The organism is Parafrigoribacterium humi (assembly GCF_040227205.1).
In the GTDB taxonomy this organism is placed as follows: domain Bacteria; phylum Actinomycetota; class Actinomycetes; order Actinomycetales; family Microbacteriaceae; genus Parafrigoribacterium_A; species Parafrigoribacterium_A humi.
In genome coordinates this window covers 1-16883 of record NZ_JBELOA010000006.1, presented here as the reverse complement: position 1 = coordinate 16883, position 16883 = coordinate 1, and the positions used below count along the sequence as shown (strand labels likewise).

At 65.0% G+C, this 16883-nt stretch carries 27 protein-coding genes; 14 read left to right on the top strand and 13 right to left on the bottom strand.

Translation table 11 applies throughout. From position 1 onward, the window contains the following. Positions 1–8 precede the first annotated feature (8 nt). From ABUA28_RS10395 to ABUA28_RS10380, 4 genes are all read left to right on the top strand, one after another. On the top strand, positions 9–1451 hold the full coding sequence (locus tag ABUA28_RS10395; protein ID WP_349904105.1) for a lipase maturation factor family protein: 1443 nt from the start codon (positions 9–11) through the stop codon (positions 1449–1451). Positions 1452–1488: 37 nt separating this feature from the next. Then, positions 1489–1848: an MmcQ/YjbR family DNA-binding protein gene (locus tag ABUA28_RS10390; RefSeq protein ID WP_349904104.1), complete on the top strand. Its 360-nt coding sequence runs from the start codon at positions 1489–1491 to the stop codon at positions 1846–1848. A 9-nt stretch (positions 1849–1857) separates the two neighbouring features. Continuing rightward, positions 1858–2244, top strand: coding sequence for a PPOX class F420-dependent oxidoreductase (locus ABUA28_RS10385; protein ID WP_349904103.1), 387 nt, complete (start codon positions 1858–1860; stop codon positions 2242–2244). Between the two features lie 62 nt (positions 2245–2306). Further along, positions 2307–2951 carry a DUF1294 domain-containing protein gene (locus ABUA28_RS10380; RefSeq protein ID WP_349904102.1) on the top strand — a complete coding sequence of 215 codons (645 nt, stop codon included), beginning with the start codon at positions 2307–2309 and terminating at the stop codon, positions 2949–2951. A 45-nt stretch (positions 2952–2996) separates the two neighbouring features. Here the strand turns inward: ABUA28_RS10380 and ABUA28_RS10375 are convergent, their stop codons facing one another. The 4 genes from ABUA28_RS10375 to ABUA28_RS10360 all read right to left on the bottom strand — a co-directional run bounded on the left by ABUA28_RS10375 (position 2997) and on the right by ABUA28_RS10360 (position 5096). After that, on the bottom strand, positions 2997–3245 hold the full coding sequence (locus tag ABUA28_RS10375; RefSeq protein WP_349904101.1) for a glutaredoxin family protein: 249 nt from the start codon (positions 3243–3245) through the stop codon (positions 2997–2999). Positions 3246–3540: 295 nt separating this feature from the next. Then, positions 3541–3888 carry an A1S_2505 family phage non-structural protein gene (locus ABUA28_RS10370; protein WP_349904100.1) on the bottom strand — a complete coding sequence of 116 codons (348 nt, stop codon included), beginning with the start codon at positions 3886–3888 and terminating at the stop codon, positions 3541–3543. A gap of 20 nt (positions 3889–3908) precedes the next feature. Then, positions 3909–4748 (bottom strand): endonuclease/exonuclease/phosphatase family protein, encoded by an 840-nt coding sequence (locus ABUA28_RS10365; RefSeq protein ID WP_349904099.1) that lies wholly within the window; start codon positions 4746–4748, stop codon positions 3909–3911. Positions 4749–4838: 90 nt separating this feature from the next. Next, positions 4839–5096: a hypothetical protein gene (locus tag ABUA28_RS10360; protein ID WP_349904098.1), complete on the bottom strand. Its 258-nt coding sequence runs from the start codon at positions 5094–5096 to the stop codon at positions 4839–4841. A gap of 132 nt (positions 5097–5228) precedes the next feature. Between ABUA28_RS10360 and ABUA28_RS10355 the strand changes: the two genes are divergently transcribed. Further along, a complete protein-coding gene (locus ABUA28_RS10355; RefSeq protein ID WP_349904097.1) occupies positions 5229–5579 on the top strand; it encodes a VOC family protein in 351 nt (116 codons plus the stop codon). Between the two features lie 14 nt (positions 5580–5593). On the opposite strand, the gene ABUA28_RS10350 is transcribed toward ABUA28_RS10355, so the two are convergent. From ABUA28_RS10350 to ABUA28_RS10340, 3 genes are all read right to left on the bottom strand, one after another. Then, a complete protein-coding gene (locus ABUA28_RS10350; protein ID WP_349904096.1) occupies positions 5594–5845 on the bottom strand; it encodes a hypothetical protein in 252 nt (83 codons plus the stop codon). Positions 5846–5946: 101 nt separating this feature from the next. After that, the gene (locus ABUA28_RS10345; RefSeq protein WP_349904095.1) at positions 5947–6384 is read right to left on the bottom strand and encodes a M48 family metalloprotease; all 438 of its coding nucleotides are present in this window, start codon (positions 6382–6384) and stop codon (positions 5947–5949) included. Continuing rightward, positions 6384–6518, bottom strand: coding sequence for a hypothetical protein (locus ABUA28_RS10340; RefSeq protein WP_349904094.1), 135 nt, complete (start codon positions 6516–6518; stop codon positions 6384–6386). The genes ABUA28_RS10345 and ABUA28_RS10340 overlap by 1 nt, the downstream gene beginning before the upstream one ends. A 169-nt stretch (positions 6519–6687) precedes the next feature. Between ABUA28_RS10340 and ABUA28_RS10335 the strand changes: the two genes are divergently transcribed. Continuing rightward, complete coding sequence (locus ABUA28_RS10335; protein ID WP_349904093.1) at positions 6688–6912, top strand: hypothetical protein; 225 nt, start codon at positions 6688–6690, stop codon at positions 6910–6912. Between the two features lie 26 nt (positions 6913–6938). Here the strand turns inward: ABUA28_RS10335 and ABUA28_RS10330 are convergent, their stop codons facing one another. Further along, entirely contained in the window at positions 6939–7934 is a 996-nt protein-coding gene (locus tag ABUA28_RS10330; RefSeq protein ID WP_349904092.1) for an HNH endonuclease family protein, read from the bottom strand. 152 nt (positions 7935–8086) lie between these two features. Here ABUA28_RS10330 and ABUA28_RS10325 point away from each other — a divergent pair, with 152 nt between their 5' ends. The 4 genes from ABUA28_RS10325 (at position 8087) to ABUA28_RS10310 (ending at position 9795) form a co-directional block, all read left to right on the top strand. Continuing rightward, positions 8087–8380 carry a type II toxin-antitoxin system RelE/ParE family toxin gene (locus ABUA28_RS10325; RefSeq protein WP_349904091.1) on the top strand — a complete coding sequence of 98 codons (294 nt, stop codon included), beginning with the start codon at positions 8087–8089 and terminating at the stop codon, positions 8378–8380. Between the two features lie 20 nt (positions 8381–8400). Then, entirely contained in the window at positions 8401–8667 is a 267-nt protein-coding gene (locus tag ABUA28_RS10320) for a HigA family addiction module antitoxin (protein WP_349904090.1), read from the top strand. Between the two features lie 467 nt (positions 8668–9134). Further along, on the top strand, positions 9135–9374 hold the full coding sequence (locus tag ABUA28_RS10315; protein ID WP_349904089.1) for an AbrB/MazE/SpoVT family DNA-binding domain-containing protein: 240 nt from the start codon (positions 9135–9137) through the stop codon (positions 9372–9374). Further along, positions 9367–9795, top strand: a complete 429-nt coding sequence (locus ABUA28_RS10310) for a type II toxin-antitoxin system VapC family toxin (protein WP_349904088.1) — start codon at positions 9367–9369, stop codon at positions 9793–9795. The genes ABUA28_RS10315 and ABUA28_RS10310 overlap by 8 nt, the downstream gene beginning before the upstream one ends. 15 nt (positions 9796–9810) lie before the next feature. On the opposite strand, the gene ABUA28_RS10305 is transcribed toward ABUA28_RS10310, so the two are convergent. The 3 genes from ABUA28_RS10305 to ABUA28_RS10295 all read right to left on the bottom strand — a co-directional run bounded on the left by ABUA28_RS10305 (position 9811) and on the right by ABUA28_RS10295 (position 12663). Beyond that, positions 9811–11433 (bottom strand): acyl-CoA dehydrogenase family protein, encoded by a 1623-nt coding sequence (locus ABUA28_RS10305; protein WP_349904087.1) that lies wholly within the window; start codon positions 11431–11433, stop codon positions 9811–9813. A 59-nt stretch (positions 11434–11492) separates the two neighbouring features. Further along, positions 11493–11900, bottom strand: a complete 408-nt coding sequence (locus ABUA28_RS10300; protein WP_349904086.1) for a CoA-binding protein — start codon at positions 11898–11900, stop codon at positions 11493–11495. Positions 11901–11997: 97 nt separating this feature from the next. Continuing rightward, positions 11998–12663: an RNase H family protein gene (locus ABUA28_RS10295; protein ID WP_407075436.1), complete on the bottom strand. Its 666-nt coding sequence runs from the start codon at positions 12661–12663 to the stop codon at positions 11998–12000. Positions 12664–12770: 107 nt separating this feature from the next. Here ABUA28_RS10295 and ABUA28_RS10290 point away from each other — a divergent pair, with 107 nt between their 5' ends. From ABUA28_RS10290 to mgrA, 4 genes are all read left to right on the top strand, one after another. Then, positions 12771–13022, top strand: a complete 252-nt coding sequence (locus ABUA28_RS10290; protein WP_349904085.1) for a DUF1653 domain-containing protein — start codon at positions 12771–12773, stop codon at positions 13020–13022. A 186-nt stretch (positions 13023–13208) separates the two neighbouring features. After that, complete coding sequence (locus ABUA28_RS10285) at positions 13209–13679, top strand: hypothetical protein (protein WP_349904084.1); 471 nt, start codon at positions 13209–13211, stop codon at positions 13677–13679. 202 nt (positions 13680–13881) lie between these two features. Continuing rightward, positions 13882–15426 carry a DUF222 domain-containing protein gene (locus ABUA28_RS10280; protein ID WP_349904083.1) on the top strand — a complete coding sequence of 515 codons (1545 nt, stop codon included), beginning with the start codon at positions 13882–13884 and terminating at the stop codon, positions 15424–15426. Further along, the gene (mgrA, locus tag ABUA28_RS10275; protein ID WP_349904082.1) at positions 15423–16460 is read left to right on the top strand and encodes an L-glyceraldehyde 3-phosphate reductase; all 1038 of its coding nucleotides are present in this window, start codon (positions 15423–15425) and stop codon (positions 16458–16460) included. Before ABUA28_RS10280 ends, mgrA begins: the two co-directional genes overlap by 4 nt. Positions 16461–16485: 25 nt before the next feature. Here mgrA and ABUA28_RS10270 read toward each other — a convergent pair whose 3' ends face one another. Together ABUA28_RS10270 and ABUA28_RS10265 are read right to left on the bottom strand one after the other, a co-directional pair. Further along, positions 16486–16770: a GNAT family N-acetyltransferase gene (locus ABUA28_RS10270; RefSeq protein ID WP_349904081.1), complete on the bottom strand. Its 285-nt coding sequence runs from the start codon at positions 16768–16770 to the stop codon at positions 16486–16488. Between the two features lie 9 nt (positions 16771–16779). Continuing rightward, on the bottom strand, positions 16780–16883 hold a 104-nt coding region (locus ABUA28_RS10265; protein WP_349904222.1), incomplete at its 5' end, for an integrase core domain-containing protein.

Sequence of the window (16883 nt, the reverse complement as noted above, 5' to 3'; positions counted from 1 at the left end):
GTTGAAGTGTGAGCTGGTTCGACGCCCAGGATTACGAGTTCGCCAGGCAGGTGCTGCAGCGGGGCATCGCCGTGATGTTCCTTGTGGCGTTCCTCTCCACCGCCGCGCAGTTCCGCGCGCTGCTCGGAGAGCACGGGCTGTTGCCGGTGCCTCGGCTCCTGGAACAGAAACGACACCTGCGCGGATTCACGGTGTTCCGCTGGGGATACAGTGACCGGATGCTGCTGGCCGTTGCCGGTATCGGGATCATGCTCGCGGCATCCGTCGTTCTCGGCCTGCCCCAGCTGGGTCCGCCGTGGGTGCCCGCGCTCGTCTTCCTCGCGCTGTGGCTGCTCTACATGTCGGTCACGAATGTCGGCCAGACCTTTTATGGCTTCGGCTGGGAGATGCTGCTGCTCGAGGCCGGATTCACCGCGGCGTTTCTGGGCTCGGATGCCGTGCCGCCGCCCGCGCCGATCCTCCTGCTGAGCGCATGGCTGGTCTTCCGCCTCGAATTCGGCGCGGGCATGATCAAGATCCGCGGCGACCGCTCGTGGCGCGATCTCACCGCCCTGTACTACCACCACGAGACCCAGCCGATGCCGAATCCGTTCAGTCGCTTCGCGCACCTGCTGCCGAAGCCGGTGCACAGGGCCGAGGTGCTCGGAAATCATTTTGCGCAGTTGATCGTGCCGTTCCTGCTGTTCGCCCCGCAGCCGGTGGCGAGCGCGGCTGCTGCCGTCGTCATCCTCACCCAGCTCTGGCTCGTGTTCACGGGCAATTTCGCCTGGCTCAACTGGATCACCGTGGTCCTGGCCTTCAGCCGCATCAGCGACCCCGTGGCGCACTGGGCGCTTCCCTTCATCCCGCTCGACTGGGGTTCGGGCGAGGTCACCCCGATCTGGTGGATGGTGCCCGTACTCGCGGTCACTGCGCTGCTCGTCGTGCTCAGCTACTGGCCGATCAAGAACCTCTTCTCGCGCAGACAGTTGATGAACGCGAGCTTCAACCGCTGGCAGTTGGTCAACGCCTACGGTGCCTTCGGCAGCGTGACCAAGCGGCGGTTCGAGGTCATCGTCGAGGGAACGCTCGACGCTTCGCCCGACGATGACGCCGACTGGCGGGAGTACGAGTTCAAGGGCAAGCCCGGCGACCCGTCGCGGATGCCGAGGCAGTTCGCGCCGTATCACCTGCGGCTGGACTGGCTCATGTGGTTCCTGCCACTCGGCTCGGTGCACGAACCGTGGTTCTACGCCTTCCTCGGCAAGCTGCTTGAGCGCGACCGCGCGACTCTGCGGATGCTCAGGGCCGAGCCGTTCGGCGGCGTGCGGCCCCGCTGGGTGCGAGCGCGGCTCTACCACTACCGCTTTACCACGCGACAGGAAAAGCGCGCCACCGGGGCGTGGTGGGTGCGCGACTCGGCCAGGGTCGTCATCCCGCCGGTGTCGCTGCCGCCTGAGAGCCCGCACTGACGCCCGCTTTGTCGCGGGTCGCACCTATCCTCGTGACATGACCCCGGATGAGCTGCGCGAGCTGTGTTTATCGCTGCCGCAGGCGATCGAGACCTTTCCGTTCGGCGAGGAGACCTCCGTCTTCAAGACGAGCGGGAACGACAAGCTCTTCGCCGTCTCTGCGCTCGATCCGCGGTCGCTGTCGGTGACCCTCAAGTGCGATCCGGAAGACGGCATTGCGCTGCGGCAGGAGTTTGCGCAGATCACTCCCGGCTATCACATGAACAAGAAGCACTGGATCACGGTCACCCTCGACGACGCGCTTCCGGATGAGCTGGTCGAGCAGTTGGTTCGCGGCAGCCACGCGTTGGTGCGGCCGCGTATTCCCCGTGCGCGAGAGGCACGGCCACTGAGTTAGCGTTAGGGAATGCCCTCCACTTTCGCACTACTAGACCTTGGCGATTCGCAGTTTGTCTCCCTCACCACTTTCCGCAAGACGGGTGTCGGCGTCGCGACCACGGTCTGGATCGCGCGCGACGGTGACGCCCTGCTCGTGACAACGCCGCAGGGCAGTGGCAAGGTCAAGCGCCTGCGCAACAATTCCCGCGTGGAACTACGGCCGTGCTCACGCATGGGAAAGGTTGCGGATGATGCTCCCACAGCGGGCGGGCACGCCGAGATCATCGAGGAGACGCCTGCATTCGCCTCGGTGTTTCGCAAGAAGTTCGGACTGCAGTACCGCCTGTTCATGGCGATCGAGAAGCTCAGCAAGAAGGGCAAACGCCCCCGCTTCATCCTGCGCATCACGGACTGACGGCGGGCTCGGGATTCTCGAGCATTACTGAACTTGGAGCGTTCTGCCATTACTATCTGCGTATGGGTGCGAGAAAGACGCGGGAGGGCACCGTCTCCAAGTGGGATGACGCGCGCGGCTTCGGATACATCGCCCCGGCTGATGGCGGGCGCCACGTGTTCGCTCACATTCGGGCATGGCCGCGCGGCGCCGGACGCCCCAAGCTCGGTGACGTTGTGACTTTCGAGACGGAGCTCGCGCCAGACGGCAGAACCCGTGCCAGCTCGGTCCGCAGGCCGTATGAGGTGATTCGCCGTGAGAGCTCCGGCGCCGCGACAGGCACGAAAGCGACCATCTCCTTGGTCGGCTTCATCGGTCTCTACCTCGCCATCGGTCTTCGCTGGCCTGTGTCGCCGTGGTTCGCCGTCTTCTATACCGTCGTCAGCCTCATCACTTTTCTCGTCTATGCGCGCGACAAGGTCGCGGCACGTACGGGGCGCTGGCGTACGAAGGAGAGCACGCTGCACCTGTTGGCGCTTGCCGGAGGATGGCCGGGTGCCGTCCTCGCGCAGCTTCTGTTGCATCACAAGAACAGAAAAGCGTCGTTCCAGGCGGTGTTCTGGGTCACCGTGGTGGCCAACGCCGGAGCATTCGTCTTGGTGAGCAGTCCGCGATTCGTCGCGGCGTTGGCCAAGCTCATCGAATCCTTGGGGGCGTCCCAGGCCTGAGTCGCGCCCACGCTGCCAGCCGTCGTCGTGTGGCTGACTGTCGGATCAGGCCTGCAGCGCCGCGACCTTCTCGCGCAGTTCGTCGTTGCTGGGCTCCACGAAGTGGGTGTCGTCGGGGAAGACGATCACCGGAATGTTGGTGCGTCCGCTGATGGCGCGCGCCTTGTCTGCCGCCGCGACATCCGCTTCGAGGTCGATGTAGTCGTAGTCGACACCGAGCTCGTCGAGGAGTTTCTTGGACCTGCGGCAGTCGCCGCACCATTCGGCGCCGTACATGGTGATTCGTTCGCTCATACCTCTAGCAAACCACTTTTGCGGATTCTGCATTCCGCGACGGTCGTGCGCCATCGCAGCATGGAGCTCGCTGAGCCCTCGACGTGTCTCTAGCTGCGACGCGTCTTCAGCTGCGCGGGTCGCTGCCGAACATGTGGCGGGACAGCGCCTGGATGTCCCGATCCGTGTTCTCGAGTTTCACTTTGATGATGCCGAACTTGGAAAACTCTGGGCTTGTGCGCGGGGCTCCACAGCGGCATTCAGGCCAGCTGTGGATCGCATCGTTGTCGCAGGCGTGGGGAGGGGAGGCGTTCCGTTACGCGACGAACTCCTTGGGCAGCACGACGTTGTCGGGAGCCGAACGAAACAGCGGCGCGACCTGGGCAGGCGTGTATCCGGCGATGCCGCATCCGATCTTCGTCACGAGAAATCGAAGTTCCGGATGCTCCCCAGCGAACTCGAGAAACCGCGCGACCTCGCTCCCCATCGTCTCGAGCCCGCTCATGGTGTCGATGCCGTATGACTGCCCCTGCAGCCCGTTGCCCTGCCCCCACACGGCGCCGAACTTCTCGTACGCGGTGAGTGCGGCCCCGGCTCCGTGTGCCCCGGACGCGTTCGAGCCGAATACGAAGATCTCGCCCGGCTGCAACTCGGTGATGGTCATGGCAGCAGTGTAGATCGGCGCTACACGGTGTCGGCGACGTTCGGGAACTGCACCACGGCCTGCACGGCGGCGTGATCCGAGGGCCAGCCCTCCTGGTATCTCGTGGTGTTGATGGCGGCGCTGAGCACGGTGACCGTCGGCGTCGTGAGAATCCAGTCGATGCGTTTGGTGTCGTGCTGCGGTTCGCGGTAGTTCGGAAAGCTTCCCCAGACTTCGGTCAGCCGCGTGTGCGCCGTGTCCCAGGTGTCGAGCAGCAGGCCGTGCCCGGTGAGCTCGTCGTATGGATCCGTCTCGGCATCCGTATTGAAGTCGCCGGTCATGACGGTGGGCAGCGGCGACGTGGAGACGATGCGGCGCAACTCGTCGGCAGAGCGCAGCCGTGAGGTGCGGGAGTAGTTGTCGAGGTGAGTGTTCACGGCCTGGAACTCGATACCGGTATCGAGGTCGCGGAAGCGTGCTGCGACGACGACGCGCGGGGTGCGGTTGCCCCACGAGACGGAACCGGGCACGTTCGGCGTGTCGGAGAGGGCCGTCTGTTGCCAATCAAGGAGGTTCAGCCGGTCGGAGTCGTAGTACATCGGGCAGGCTTCGCCGCGGCTGTTCGTCTCGCGGCCGTGCCCGATCGAGCGGTAGCCTTCGCCGAGTGCGTGGCGCACGAAGTTCGCCTGCTGGAACAAAGCCTCCTGCACCCCGAGCAGCGCAGGCTGTTCGGCCTCGAGTAGCCGCTTGATGAGCGGGCGGCGATGCACCCACCGATCGGGGCTGTGCGGGTTGAGGTGCGGCATGCGGCGACGGATGTTGAAGCTCATGACATGCAGGCCGGGGGCGGCTATCGGCCCGATGAGTACGCTATCCGCCATGGGGTCAGCCTATGGTGCCGTGCTCTGGCGCGATCCCGCTGGTGGAGTAGCTGCGGCCGACGTATCCGGACCCAGTCCGGAGGTAGCTTGCTATCGCGGCTCGGTGCCGAACACCTGACGCGAGATCGCCTGGATGTCCCGATCCATGTTCTCGAGTTTTATGTTGGTGATGTCGAACTTTGCATTGATGTCGGCGCGTACTGCCTCGAATCGCGCGTCCATAGTGCGGTTGAAGTTTGTCGTCACGATGCCGATCAGCCCGAAGAATGCTGCGGAGAAGACGCCAAGCAGTACCCAAACCTGCGGTTCCGTCACTTCGATCACCCATTCATTCTCGCCCGGCGGCACGCAAAAGAATAGGGGCGACCAACCTGCGGCATACTTCCATGGCGGTATCTGTGGAAAATCCCGGTTGCCGAGGCTCTGTGGAGGAAGGTGGCTCGACGCCCAGCTGTCGGCACTTGGCGATACCCTCCCAACATGACACTCAGATGGGAAGAAGTCGTCGTTGACTGCCGGGACTTTTCTACGCTTGGGCACTGGTGGGCGGATGCGCTCGGCTGGGACATCATCGACGAGAGCGATGAGGAGATCGAGCTTCGTGATCCGCGCGGCTCCGGTCCGACCCTGTATTTCGGGAACGTACCGGAAAGCAAGACAGTCAAGAACAGACTGCATCTGGACTTCGTTCCGGACGACCAGGATGCCGAGGTGACTCGCCTGATCGCCATGGGTGCCCGGCGAATCGACATCGGGCAGGGTGAGGCCAGCTGGGTCGTGCTGGCCGACCCCGACGGCAACGAGTTCTGCGTGCTTTCCGCACGCCCGTAGGCGCGGGTACAGAATTATCGTTTCTGTGCGTACTTCCTGTGCGCTGCCTGCCGTGACATACCGAGCACGGCGCCGATGGCATCCCATGAGTCGCCAGCGGCATGGGCTTCGCGGATTGCCTTCTGCAGATCGCGCTCCGCATTGTCTTTTGCGGTGAGGGCAGCGTCGATCGCGGTCAGGCGACGGCCGCTTCGTCCATGATTGGACGCCGGGTCGATGCTGTCGAGCCACTTCTCAACGCTCGAGGTCTCATTCTGCTGGGTCATAGTTGTCACCTCCCTTGAAGTAGAACTTCGGTCTGAGCACGTCGGCGTGGATCATTTGGTATCTCCATACTGTCATCACATTGTTGACAGGCCGAGGATGGCTAATGAGGAGCACGCGTGCCGATAGTGTGAGAATTCCACACCCGAATGGAGCGTTCATGCCCGGTCCAGGTTTTGCCGTCATCGACTTCGAGACCTGGGCTCGCAAAGTAGAAGCTCTGGGTGGCGACGGCCGCGCGCCTCGGCCGGCGCGGTGAGCGTTCGATCTTCTCCAGCGCGGTGATGAGGCGCTCTCCGTAGCACGTCATTTCGAAGGCCGAGGCATCCGCAAGGTACTCGCGCCTGCGCGAAACGGCGGCACTGACGAGCGGGTCGATCACGTACGCGACGATCGCGAACAGTGCCGTGATCAGGAGGATGCCGAGACCGATCATCGCGAAGAGCAGTTTGCTCTTGAGCCCGGCACGCATCATGGCCAGGGCGACTCCGCTGGCGAAGAGCGCGCTCGCCATCACGGCTTCGAGCTCCGTGCTCGTCATCAAGTCCAGCGGTCCACGGGCCACGGCGACTGTGCGGCAATTGAAAACCAAATAGACAGCGCGATCACGATGAGTGCGAACGGCGCGATGAGCGCGATCGAGTATCGCTTGTTGCGTTCGATCGCGCGGTACATCGGCGTCCTCTCCGTTGCATGCTGTGCTCCGATGTTAGCGGTGAGACCGACGCCGCCCGTCGAGGGCTGTCCCGATCGATCGTCGGCGGCGCGGAGTAGCGTCAGAAATACGTCGGAGCGAGCTGTGCCAGCGCGCGAGAATCGGCTGTGTGATCTGGAGGGTCAGAAGATGCGAGTGTTCCGTTACCGCAAACCATCTCTCAAGCGACTGCTGGGCGTCACCGCAGTGAAACGCAAAGTGAAGCGCTCGCTCGGCATCTCGCAGCTGCAGGGATACACCCGACCCAGCCGTATCAAGCAGAAGATCAAGTACCGCGCGGGTTGGTATTCGCCGGTCGCCCGCGGTATCCGCCAGACCTCGAAGGGCAAGTTCCGCACGCCGTTCGGGCTGTGAGCGCTTCGTGACCGCTGGCGCAACGCCTACGCGACCGCGGGCTCGTTCGGGCATCCGCTGAGGATGCGCGACATTGCGTCGTGCTCGGCCGACGTCACCCACAGGCCGTACTTCGCCTTCACCGAGACCTGGTGCGCGACATAGGTGCAGCGGAACGACTTGGCGCGCGGCAGCCAGGTCGCCGTGTCGCCCGCGCCCTTCTGCGAGTTGGAGCGCCCGTCGACAGCGAACAGGTTGATCGGATCATTCGCCAGGGCGATGCGCTGCTCCTGGCTCAGCTGCTGCGCGCCCGTCTGCCACGCATTCGCCAGCGCCACCACGTGGTCGATCTGCACCGCGGTCGACGTCGTATTGCCGCGCACGAAATTGATCGTCTCGCCCGTGTACGGCGACACCAGCACACCGCTGGTCACCTTGCACGGTCCGCTCTTCACCGTCGACGCGAAGTCGCGCTGCAGGATGTCGTTGCGGGTGTCGCATCCGTTGTGGTCGACATCGAGCCAGGCAGTGCCGAACTTCCCGGTGCGGTCGTAATCGGTCAGTGGCGATTTGCCCTTGACCGGCAGGGCGGCGAGCAGGGCGAGCGCGGTCGTGTTGGTGGAGGCAGTATCTGCCGGGCCGGTGGCGGTCGCTGACGCGCGGGGGGAAGCCGCGGCTCCGGCGCTCGCGCTGAGGTTTGGACTGCCTGCGTCCTGCACGCTCGACTGCTGCTTGGAAGCGACCGTCGCGTCGTCTGCGGAGAGTTGCGGCGACACGACCACACCGGCAATCGTCGCCACCACGGATGCGGCCAGCACGACCGCCGCAACCTTGCGACCCGGGATGGATATCCAGCCCGGCCGGCCCGTGACCAGCGAGTAGATCGAGGTGATGAGTGCGAACACACCCCAGATGATCAGGAGGCCACCGACGCCTGCGGTCACGATGCCGGCGACGCTCCAGATCAGGAGCACCGTAGAGACCAGCCAGAAGAACAGGCCGAACTTCGGGCGCCACGTTCGTCTGGGCGGCGGTGTGCTCATGGTCGGGTTCCTCACTCGGGCGCTGCTTCCTCCAGTTAAGACCCGTCTGCTCGGCGCGAGCAGCCCCAGAACGGGGCGACGTGACTTCCCAGAGGCCATCTCTAGGGTGTATACCCTTGATATACGAATAGAGAGCCTATACGCTCTTAGTTGTGATCAAGTCGTTTCGGCATAAGGGTCTCGAGACGTTCTTCACCACCGGCAAGAAGTCGGGTATTCGACCTGATCACGCAAAGAAACTACAAAAACAGCTTGCAGTGCTAGACAATGCGCGGTCGATACAGGATTTGCCTCAATCCTGGAAGCCGCATGCGCTTTCTGGCACTGCTGCGGCGGGACGCGACGTCGCCGGGCACCACGCTATCTGGGTGACAGGCAATTGGCGGTTGACCTTCGTTTTCGAAGGAAGCGACGTACACCTCCTGGACTATCTCGATTACCACTAGAAAGGGCAGACACCGTGAGCATGCATAATCCTCCCCATCCCGGGCTCCTGCTCGATGACTACCTGGGTGACACCAGCATCGCTGAGGCCGCGCGCCGTCTCGGCGTGACGAGGGCCACCCTGTCGCGCATCCGGAACGGCCACTCGGCAATCAGCGCGGATATGGCTGTGCGCCTCGGACTACTTCTCGGCACCAGCCCGGAGCTGTGGCTGGGGATGCAGAGCAGCTACGACCTGTGGGTGCAACTACAGAAGCCGCGCCCACCTGTGCTGGCACTCGCCAGCTGACGCACTCGGCAGGAGCTCGGCCACGGCGACATGTTTGAAAGTTACCTTGACGGTTTCTGTGATGAAAGGTAACTTTGTGCGATCGAAGTTTCTTTTTCGGAAAGGGTGACATTGCCGAAGTCGACAAAGGAAATACTCGACCACAGGGAAGTGCTACTGGCCGACGTCTTTGAAAGCTACGAGCCTCGCCCAGGGGATGAACGTGACGGCCGGGCATATCAAGCGCTGCGAGCGGCGGTTCGGAAACGGTCGGAAGCCGAAGGTGAGATCGTTGACGCGGTATCGGCAATGCGAGTCGCACGATGGTCCTGGACCAGCATCGGTGGAATCCTCGGCACGACAGGTCAAGCGGCACAGCAGCGATACGGGAAGCATGTCGTTCGGCAGTAGGGCGCTGAAGCGGCAATCATCCTCGGAGCATGCCATTCACGAGTATTACAGCCCCTAGTAAGAATTATGATGGCCCCATGAGAATCACGTCGAAGGGTCAAGTCACCATCCCGCAGCACATCCGTGAGCGTTATGGCTTCATGCCCGAGACAGAGATCGACTTCGTCGAGCGAGACGGAATGGTGGTACTCGAGACGGTTCGGGGGCGCCGTCCCGATGCCGCCGACCGCTTCGTCGCGAGCCTGCGCGGCACCGCGCAGAGCGCGCTCAGTACCGACGAGATTATGCGGCTCACGCGCGATTACGACAATGAGTGATCCTGTCCCGCCGTCTGTCGGGTTCCTCATCGATACGAACGTGCTGCTCGACATCGCCACAGCTGACCCTATTTGGGCGGAATGGTCTGCGGGTGCGTTGGCCCATGGCATCCGCACCGGTCCTGTCTATATCAACCCGCTCATCTATGCCGAGGCAAGCGTTGGCTTCAGCGGCATCGACGAGATCGATGAGCGGATGCCCGCCCACATCCTGCGCCGGGCACCTCTGCCCTATGCGGCTGGCTTCCTCGCGGCCAGGGCCCACCAGGCGTATCGCCGTCGTGGTGGTACCCGCGTTGCAACCCTCCCGGATTTCTATATCGGAGCCCATGCGGTCGTCGAAAACCTGACCCTCGTCACTCGGGACGTGCGGCGTTACCGAACTGCATTTCCCACACTCCGGACGCTGTCTCCTGGGTGAACCCGCCTGCTCGGCTCATGCTCGTTCGAGGATTCCCTTCAGCGCGAGCGAGCTCGGCAGTTCCCCGTAGAGCCGCCCGCGATCGGGGCCGAACCTCGCCGCCACGAACGCGTCTGAGACGGCGGCGGGGGAGTGCCGGATGAGCAGGGATGCCTGCAGCGTCAGGGCCAGCGCCCCCACGAGGCGACGGGCCTGGCTGGCCGCGGCAGCGGCATCCATCGCACTGATTGACCGGGCGAGCTCACGCGTGGAAGTGAGGTGCGCGTCGAAGGTGGCGTTGACTCCCGCCGAGAGCGACACCTCCGCGTCGAAGGCATCGAGGGTCGCCGAATCGCGGGCGATCGCGCGCAGCACGTCCAACGCGATGACGTTGCCGGAGCCCTCCCACACCGCCATCACCGGCTGCTCGCGGTAGCGGCGCGCGAGCGGAAACGTCTCGATGAAGCCGTTGCCACCGAGGCATTCGAGCGCCTCGTAGGCGTGCGCAGGTCCGCGCTTGCAGATCCAGTATTTGCTCACCGCCGTTGCCAGGCGCCGGAATGCGACCTCTGTCTCGTTCGCATCGGCGTCGTGGGCGCGGGCCAGCCGCATGGCCGTCGCGGTGGCTGCCTCCGAGTCGAGCGCGAGATCCGCCACCACCGCCGTCATCGCGGGCTGGTCCACCAGCAGCGCGCCGAACGCCTTGCGGTGGCGCACGTGCCACAGCGCCTCCGCCACCGACTGCCGCATTCCCGCCGCCGTGCCGAACACGCAGTCGAGCCTGGTGCGCGACACCATCTCGATGATCGTGCGCACACCGCGTCCCTCCTCGCCCACCAGGAATCCCACCGTCTGGTCGAACTCCACCTCGCAGGAGGCATTCGAGCGATTGCCGAGCTTGTCCTTCAAGCGCTGGATGAAAAACGGATTGCGGATGCCGTCGGCCAGCACCCGAGGCACCAGAAAGCAGCTGAGCCCCGGCTCCGTCTGCGCGAGCACGAAGAAACCGTCGGACATCGGCGCGCTGCAGAACCACTTGTGGCCGGTGAGGCGAAAGCTGCCGTCGCCGGCGTCCACGGCCCGCGTGGAGTTCGCGCGCACATCCGACCCGCCCTGTTTTTCGGTCATCGCCATGCCGAACAGGGCGGAGCTCTTGCCAGCCCCGAGCGCACCGTCATAGTCGCGGCTGAGCAGGCGCGGCAGCCACTCGCGGCTCAGCTCGTCGCTCATCAGCAGGGTCGGAACGGCCGCGTGCGTCATTGAGATCGGGCAGGCGTGGCCGGGCTCGACCTGCGCGAAAAGCATGAAGGTCGCCGCCCGCGCGACATTCGCGCCGGGGCGCGGCTCTGCCCACGCGGAAGTGTGCGCACCCTCGGCCACGGCCGCACGGATGATGCGGTGATACGACGGGTCGTAGTCGACCTCGTCCACGCGGTTGCCCCAGCGGTCATGGGTGCGCAGCTGCGGCTCGAAGCGGTTCGCTCGCGCGGCATCCTGCTGAAACTGCTCGGTGCCGACCAACTCGCCCACGCGGGCCAGATCGTCGAGAGCCCAACCAGCGTCATACTGTCGCACCGACTCGACCAGCGGGACGTTCGTGCTGAACTCGTTGATGCCCGCGCGCAGCGGAGCCTGGTTCACAACCTCGTGAGTGCTCATGAGAGCGAGGGTACGCGGGCGTGCTCCGCGCCGCATGTGTCGGCGCTGGGTTGAGCGCGCTACTTCTGGATCTCGAACTCCGCGGTCGTGACGCCGATGCAGGTGTCTTCGACGAAGTCCATGCCCGCCTTCGTGGCGATGTCGCGAGCCTCCTCCGAGGTGATCTCCATCTGCAGCCAGAGCGCCTTGGCGCCGATCGCCGCGGCCTGCTCCGCCACACCGGCGGCCTCCTCCGATGGGCGGAAGACGTCAACGATGTCCACAGGAACCGGTATGTCGGCGAGGCTGTGGTAGGCCTTCTGTCCGAGGATCTCGTTGGCGTGGGGGTTGACCGGGATGACGGTGAACCCGGCCTTGAGCAGGCGCCTGGGGATGCGGTGGGCCGCCTTCTTCTCGTGCCTCGAGGCCCCGACGACCGCGATCGTTGTCGCCTCGTTCAGCAGCTCGCCCAAGCGCGGATCCGTCATCGGAATACTCCCCATATCGTGTCGTTCACCACTACGCGAGCCGCGCCGAGGCGACTCCACGATACCTGCAAGTTCTGCGCACCGCGGGGGTGTTACCTCAGATCAGGCCGCGCAGGAACTCCTCCGGCGTGCTGCCGCTCTCGCGCGCTCGCCGGGTCAGGCGCGCGAATTCTGCGGGGGTGAGCTGCAGCGCGAGAGCGTGCATTTTCGGCTCGTCGAGGGTGAAAAGAGCGGTATCCGGTGCGGGCGCCTGCGGCTCGGGCAAACGTGGTGCGGACCGCTCAGGCGCGCCGGCTGCGCTGCCGCGCCACCCGGGACCGGAGGGCACGGCGGCACCTCGCTGGTAGGCCTCCGCAGCCGCCCGGGCACGGGCATCCGCGGCCTCGTTGAGCACGTGGCCGATGTGTCCGCGCACCCACTCGAATCGGTAGCGACGCCCGGTGATCGCGTCGTCGATCTGCTTGAGGAGCTCGACGTTCATCACAGGCTTGCCGTCGCCCTTGCGCCAGCCCTTTTTCTTCCAGCCGGGCATCCACTTGGTCACGGAATTGATGACGTACTGGCTGTCGCACAGGATGAGCAGGTCCTCGCCCGAGTGCTCCGTCGCGCGGAACAGCTCGAGCACGGCCGTGAGCTCGCCCTGGTTGTTGGTCGCGCGCGGCCAGCCGCCCGCGGCCCAGTTGTCGTCGTCGACGTACCACGCCCATCCCGCCGGGCCAGGGTTGCCGAGGGCCGAGCCGTCGGCGGATGCGGTGATCGTCATGCAAGAACTCCCTGGGTCGAGGTCAATCGTAGTGAACCGCCCAGACCTCGGGCCTCGGATGCGCGGGGCGGTTCGCCCGAGTCGTCTCCAGCCAGCAGAATGGTCAGGTGCCCAGCGCTGACGACATCACACCCGGCCTGTATCGCCATTACAAGGGGAACCTCTACGAGGTGATCGGCGTGGCCCAGCACTCCGAGACGGAGGAGTCGCTCGTCGTCTACCGCGCGCTCTACGGGGTGCGCGGGATGTGGGTGCGCCCCTTCGGCATGTTCGTGGAGGATGTCGAGGTCGACGGCCGGCGCGTGCGTCGCTTCGCACCGCTCGAGAGCGATGCGCGGCGGCCGGACAAGGAGCACTGAACTGGCTTTTCCGGGGTTTCTGCCCGGCTCAGGCGGGTCGGGCTGCCGCGGGTCGGGCTGCTGCAGTGCCCCGGCTGTCGCCCGTGCTGCCGTCGACTTCTCCTCCCTGACCTGCCTGTGTCGGCGTAATCCACAGTCACTGCTCCGAACTCACCGTGCCGGGCGGCGAAGGTCGACCATGGGCGGATGACACCAGCACGATACGACGAAGCGAAACTCCTCCCGTTGACCACCAACGCCCTCATCGAGGAGCGTGTAGCCGGTCTTCTCGGACGCGCCATCCAGCGACAGCTGTGGTTGCTGTTCCTCGACGAGCACGGTGTGCAACTGCCCACACTCATACCGATCGACGGCCTGCCGCCTCTTCCGCCGGGCCTGTCGGACACCGCGCTGTGCTCAATGCTCCGCCACGTCACGGAGAGTGCTGGTGCGCACTCCCTCGTCTTTGTTCTCGAACGATATGCGGATGCCAGATTGACCCCCACGGACATCGACTGGGCCCGCGCTCTGCATCGCGCCTGCGATGAGGCCGAGGTGCCACTTCGCGGGATTCTGGTGAGTCACAGGAGGGGAGTGCGCTGGGTCGCGCAGGACGATTATCGCTTCGGTGGTGGTGTCGGTGGCGACAGCGCAGCAGATGCTGGTGGCATCGGATAGGGAGGCTCTCGTGGAGTCGCCGGCGTCGGCTCGCTCTCAGGCGGGAGCGGCGGAAATGGCGCCCGGGTGGAGGCTGTGCGAGTCGGGCCCAGGCAGGTGCTCTCCTCCCGACCTCTCCTCCACAGTCGTGACCGCCAATCACTTATCCCAAGATTGCCCCATAATACTTTCGAACACACCTTCGAAAGAGGAGGATAGTCGTATGTCATCCACCTCCCATCCGCTGGTCTCGGCGCTCGCCGCGGCCCTGCACGCGATGGATGCGGTCACCACCGAAATTGCGGAATATCGGGGTCTCAGCGATGAGGAGTTTCGTGAGGCAGCCAGATTGTCGAACCTGCTGTTACGGGCGGCCCAGGTGCACGGGGTAGTGATCGCTGGCGAGCTCGCCCACCGGTCACGGCCGGAATTGGGCAGCGCCGGCCTCGCTCGGCGCGAAGGTTTTCGCACGCCGGAAGAGATGATGCGCGTGACCAGCGGGTCCACGGCGAGGGAGGCTGCGGCGGCGGTCAGGGTGGGGCGTCTTGTCCACGAGAGCGCGGAGGATTCTGGCGTCGACAGCACGACCGGCGAGGTCCTTGCGTCGGAGCGGACGTGGCTTGCCGAAGTGGGGAGGGCCGTCGCTGCAGGCGCAGTCTCGATCGATGGCGCTGAGTCCATTGAGCGCGGTGTCGGTAAACCTTCTGTGCACGTAAGCGAGCAGACGTTGACAGAACTGGTTGGACAGCTCTGCGCCGAGGCCGAAATGCTCGACGCCGATCGGCTGTATCGTCGTGCGCGCGAGCTTCGGGACGAACTGGACGATCTCGGCCTCGCCGAGCGGGAGGCAGAACGCCGTGCGCAACGCAGCCTCGCGCTCTATCGCCAGCGCGACGGCATGGGCCGGCTCGTGTGGATGATGGACCCCGAGACTCTCGCGTCCGTCGCAGAGCTCTTCGACCGGGCAACGTCACCCCGTCGCGGAGGTCCGCGCTTCGTCAGCGCCGAAAGCCAAGAGATAGCAGAACAGATCGAGGCCGACCCCCGCACAACGGCGCAACTGGCATCCGACGTGTTCGAACACCTGCTCGTCGCTGGTGCCGATGCGGATTCCAGCAGGCTTCTCGGAACCGGCGCGCCCGTGGTCCGCGTGCTCGTCACGAAGCGGGCACTCGGCTCTCGCGCTGGACACGCTCGCATCGAGGGGCAGGCCGACCCGGTGTCCATCGAGACTGCCGAGCGGCTCGCGTGCACCGGTGCGACAGCGGAGGTGAGCATCGATGGCGAGGGGCAGCCGTTGAATGTGGGCCGCGAACAGCGACTGTACAACCGCACGCAGCGGGTAGCGCTCGCAGTGCGAGACGGCGGGTGCCGCTGGATCGGCTGCGACAGACCGCCATCCTGGACCGAGGCGCACCACGTCAGATTCTGGGCGCGAGACGGCGGAAAGACGGATGTCGCCGACGGCATTCTCCTGTGCCGACACCATCACCTGTTGCTCCATAACAATCACTGGGAGATCGAGCGCGCGGGCGGTGATTACTGGTTGATCCCGCCACCCGATGTCGATCCGGGCCAGCGACGACGGCCCCTTCCGAGTAAGAGCTCTGCCCTCAGGGAGCTGATGCGCGAGCGGCCAGCGGTGCGGCCCGTCGAGCGGCCAGCGGTGCGGCCCGTCGAGCGGGCGAGCGGTGCGGCCCGTCGAGCGGGCGAGCGCGTGAGCGGCGGGGCCCGAACGTGGCGATCACGTGGGAGTATGGATCAGTGACCTACCTCGCTGATGATTCCCGTTACGATTCCATGAGCTACCGGCGCGTCGGGCGCAGCGGACTCACACTCCCGGCCGTGTCGCTCGGGCTGTGGCAGAACTTCGGAGACACCGTACCCATGGATCGCCAGCGCGATATCCTGCGCAGGGCGTTCGACCTCGGCGTGACCCACTTCGATCTCGCCAACAACTACGGCCCGCCCTACGGCAGCGCAGAAGAGAACTTCGGCGAGCACCTTCGTCGCGACTTCGCGCCCTACCGCGACGAACTCGTCATCTCCACCAAAGCCGGCTACGACATGTGGCCAGGCCCGTACGGCAACTTCGGCTCGCGCAAGTACCTGCTCGCCTCCCTGGACCAGTCACTCGGTCGCATGGGACTCGACTACGTCGACATCTTCTACTCGCACCGCGCCGACCCGGACACCCCGCTCGAAGAGACCATGGGTGCCCTGCACACCGCCGTCGCCTCGGGCAAGGCGCTCTACGCCGGCATCTCCTCCTACTCGCCGGAGCGCACGGTGCAGGCAGCGCAGATCCTCGCCGATCTCGGAACACCGCTCCTCATCCACCAGCCCTCGTATTCGATGTTCAACCGCTGGATCGAGGGTGGACTGCTCGACACGCTCGAGCGCCTCGGTGTCGGGTGTATCGCGTTCTCACCGCTCGCCCAGGGCCTCTTGACCGACCGGTACCTTCAGGGGATACCCGAGGATGCCCGGGCCGCACGCGAAGGCTCGATGCAGAAGACGATGGTCAACGACGACACCCTCGCGGCCATCCGGGCCCTGACCGACATCGCCGAGAGCCGCGGGCAGAGTCTCGCCCAGCTCGCCATCTCGTGGACACTGCGCGGCGAGCGCGTCACCTCCGCGCTCGTCGGGGCGTCCTCGGTGCATCAGCTCGAAGCGAACCTCGGCGCCGTGGCCAGGCTCGATTTCACCACGGACGAACTCGCCGCCATCGACGCGCACGCGACCGAGATGGGCATCAACCTCTGGGCTGCATCGAGCGCGGTCGGTGCGTCTGCCTGAGCGAGGGACAGCTCAACGGCTCAGCTCAACGGCTCAGCAATCCGGCACGATCGGGGTTCTTCTCGAACCACTCCGCCACGTACCAGCACATGGGCACGATCTTGAGGCTCGTGGTCTTCTCGACGTCGTCCATGGCGAAGGTCACGACCTCCGCCGCGTAGCCTTTGTTGCGCATGCGCGGGTTCGTGTAGGTGTGGTGGAACGAGATCGAGTTGCCGCTGATCGTGTAGTCGGCGACCGCGACGATCTCCCCGTCGATACGCAGGACGTAGCGGCGGGCATCCGGCTCGTGGCTGAAGTCTTTCGTCACACTCCCACACTAGGTGTAGTTCCCTGTGACGTTGTGAACGCGTTGGGCTGGGGTTTGGCCGCCGAGTCCGGTGTGGGGTCTGTGGTGATTGTAGCGATGGAGCCATCCTGGAT

Excerpts from the sequence above, each read along its gene's own strand:
- ABUA28_RS10390 (WP_349904104.1), top strand. The coding sequence starts at position 1,489 with ATGACCCCGGATGAGCTGCGCGAGCTGTGTTTATCGCTGCCGCAGGCG.
- ABUA28_RS10385 (WP_349904103.1), top strand. The coding sequence starts at position 1,858 with ATGCCCTCCACTTTCGCACTACTAGACCTTGGCGATTCGCAGTTTGTC.
- ABUA28_RS10380 (WP_349904102.1), top strand. The coding sequence starts at position 2,307 with ATGGGTGCGAGAAAGACGCGGGAGGGCACCGTCTCCAAGTGGGATGAC.
- ABUA28_RS10375 (WP_349904101.1), bottom strand. The coding sequence starts at position 3,245 with ATGAGCGAACGAATCACCATGTACGGCGCCGAATGGTGCGGCGACTGC.
- ABUA28_RS10370 (WP_349904100.1), bottom strand. The coding sequence starts at position 3,888 with ATGACCATCACCGAGTTGCAGCCGGGCGAGATCTTCGTATTCGGCTCG.
- ABUA28_RS10365 (WP_349904099.1), bottom strand. The coding sequence starts at position 4,748 with ATGGCGGATAGCGTACTCATCGGGCCGATAGCCGCCCCCGGCCTGCAT.
- ABUA28_RS10355 (WP_349904097.1), top strand. The coding sequence starts at position 5,229 with ATGACACTCAGATGGGAAGAAGTCGTCGTTGACTGCCGGGACTTTTCT.
- ABUA28_RS10350 (WP_349904096.1), bottom strand. The coding sequence starts at position 5,845 with ATGACCCAGCAGAATGAGACCTCGAGCGTTGAGAAGTGGCTCGACAGC.
- ABUA28_RS10345 (WP_349904095.1), bottom strand. The coding sequence starts at position 6,384 with ATGACGAGCACGGAGCTCGAAGCCGTGATGGCGAGCGCGCTCTTCGCC.
- ABUA28_RS10340 (WP_349904094.1), bottom strand. The coding sequence starts at position 6,518 with ATGTACCGCGCGATCGAACGCAACAAGCGATACTCGATCGCGCTCATC.
- ABUA28_RS10335 (WP_349904093.1), top strand. The coding sequence starts at position 6,688 with ATGCGAGTGTTCCGTTACCGCAAACCATCTCTCAAGCGACTGCTGGGC.
- ABUA28_RS10330 (WP_349904092.1), bottom strand. The coding sequence starts at position 7,934 with ATGAGCACACCGCCGCCCAGACGAACGTGGCGCCCGAAGTTCGGCCTG.
- ABUA28_RS10320 (WP_349904090.1), top strand. The coding sequence starts at position 8,401 with ATGCATAATCCTCCCCATCCCGGGCTCCTGCTCGATGACTACCTGGGT.
- ABUA28_RS10315 (WP_349904089.1), top strand. The coding sequence starts at position 9,135 with ATGAGAATCACGTCGAAGGGTCAAGTCACCATCCCGCAGCACATCCGT.
- ABUA28_RS10310 (WP_349904088.1), top strand. The coding sequence starts at position 9,367 with ATGAGTGATCCTGTCCCGCCGTCTGTCGGGTTCCTCATCGATACGAAC.
- ABUA28_RS10305 (WP_349904087.1), bottom strand. The coding sequence starts at position 11,433 with ATGAGCACTCACGAGGTTGTGAACCAGGCTCCGCTGCGCGCGGGCATC.
- ABUA28_RS10300 (WP_349904086.1), bottom strand. The coding sequence starts at position 11,900 with ATGACGGATCCGCGCTTGGGCGAGCTGCTGAACGAGGCGACAACGATC.
- ABUA28_RS10295 (WP_407075436.1), bottom strand. The coding sequence starts at position 12,663 with ATGACGATCACCGCATCCGCCGACGGCTCGGCCCTCGGCAACCCTGGC.
- ABUA28_RS10285 (WP_349904084.1), top strand. The coding sequence starts at position 13,209 with ATGACACCAGCACGATACGACGAAGCGAAACTCCTCCCGTTGACCACC.
- ABUA28_RS10280 (WP_349904083.1), top strand. The coding sequence starts at position 13,882 with ATGTCATCCACCTCCCATCCGCTGGTCTCGGCGCTCGCCGCGGCCCTG.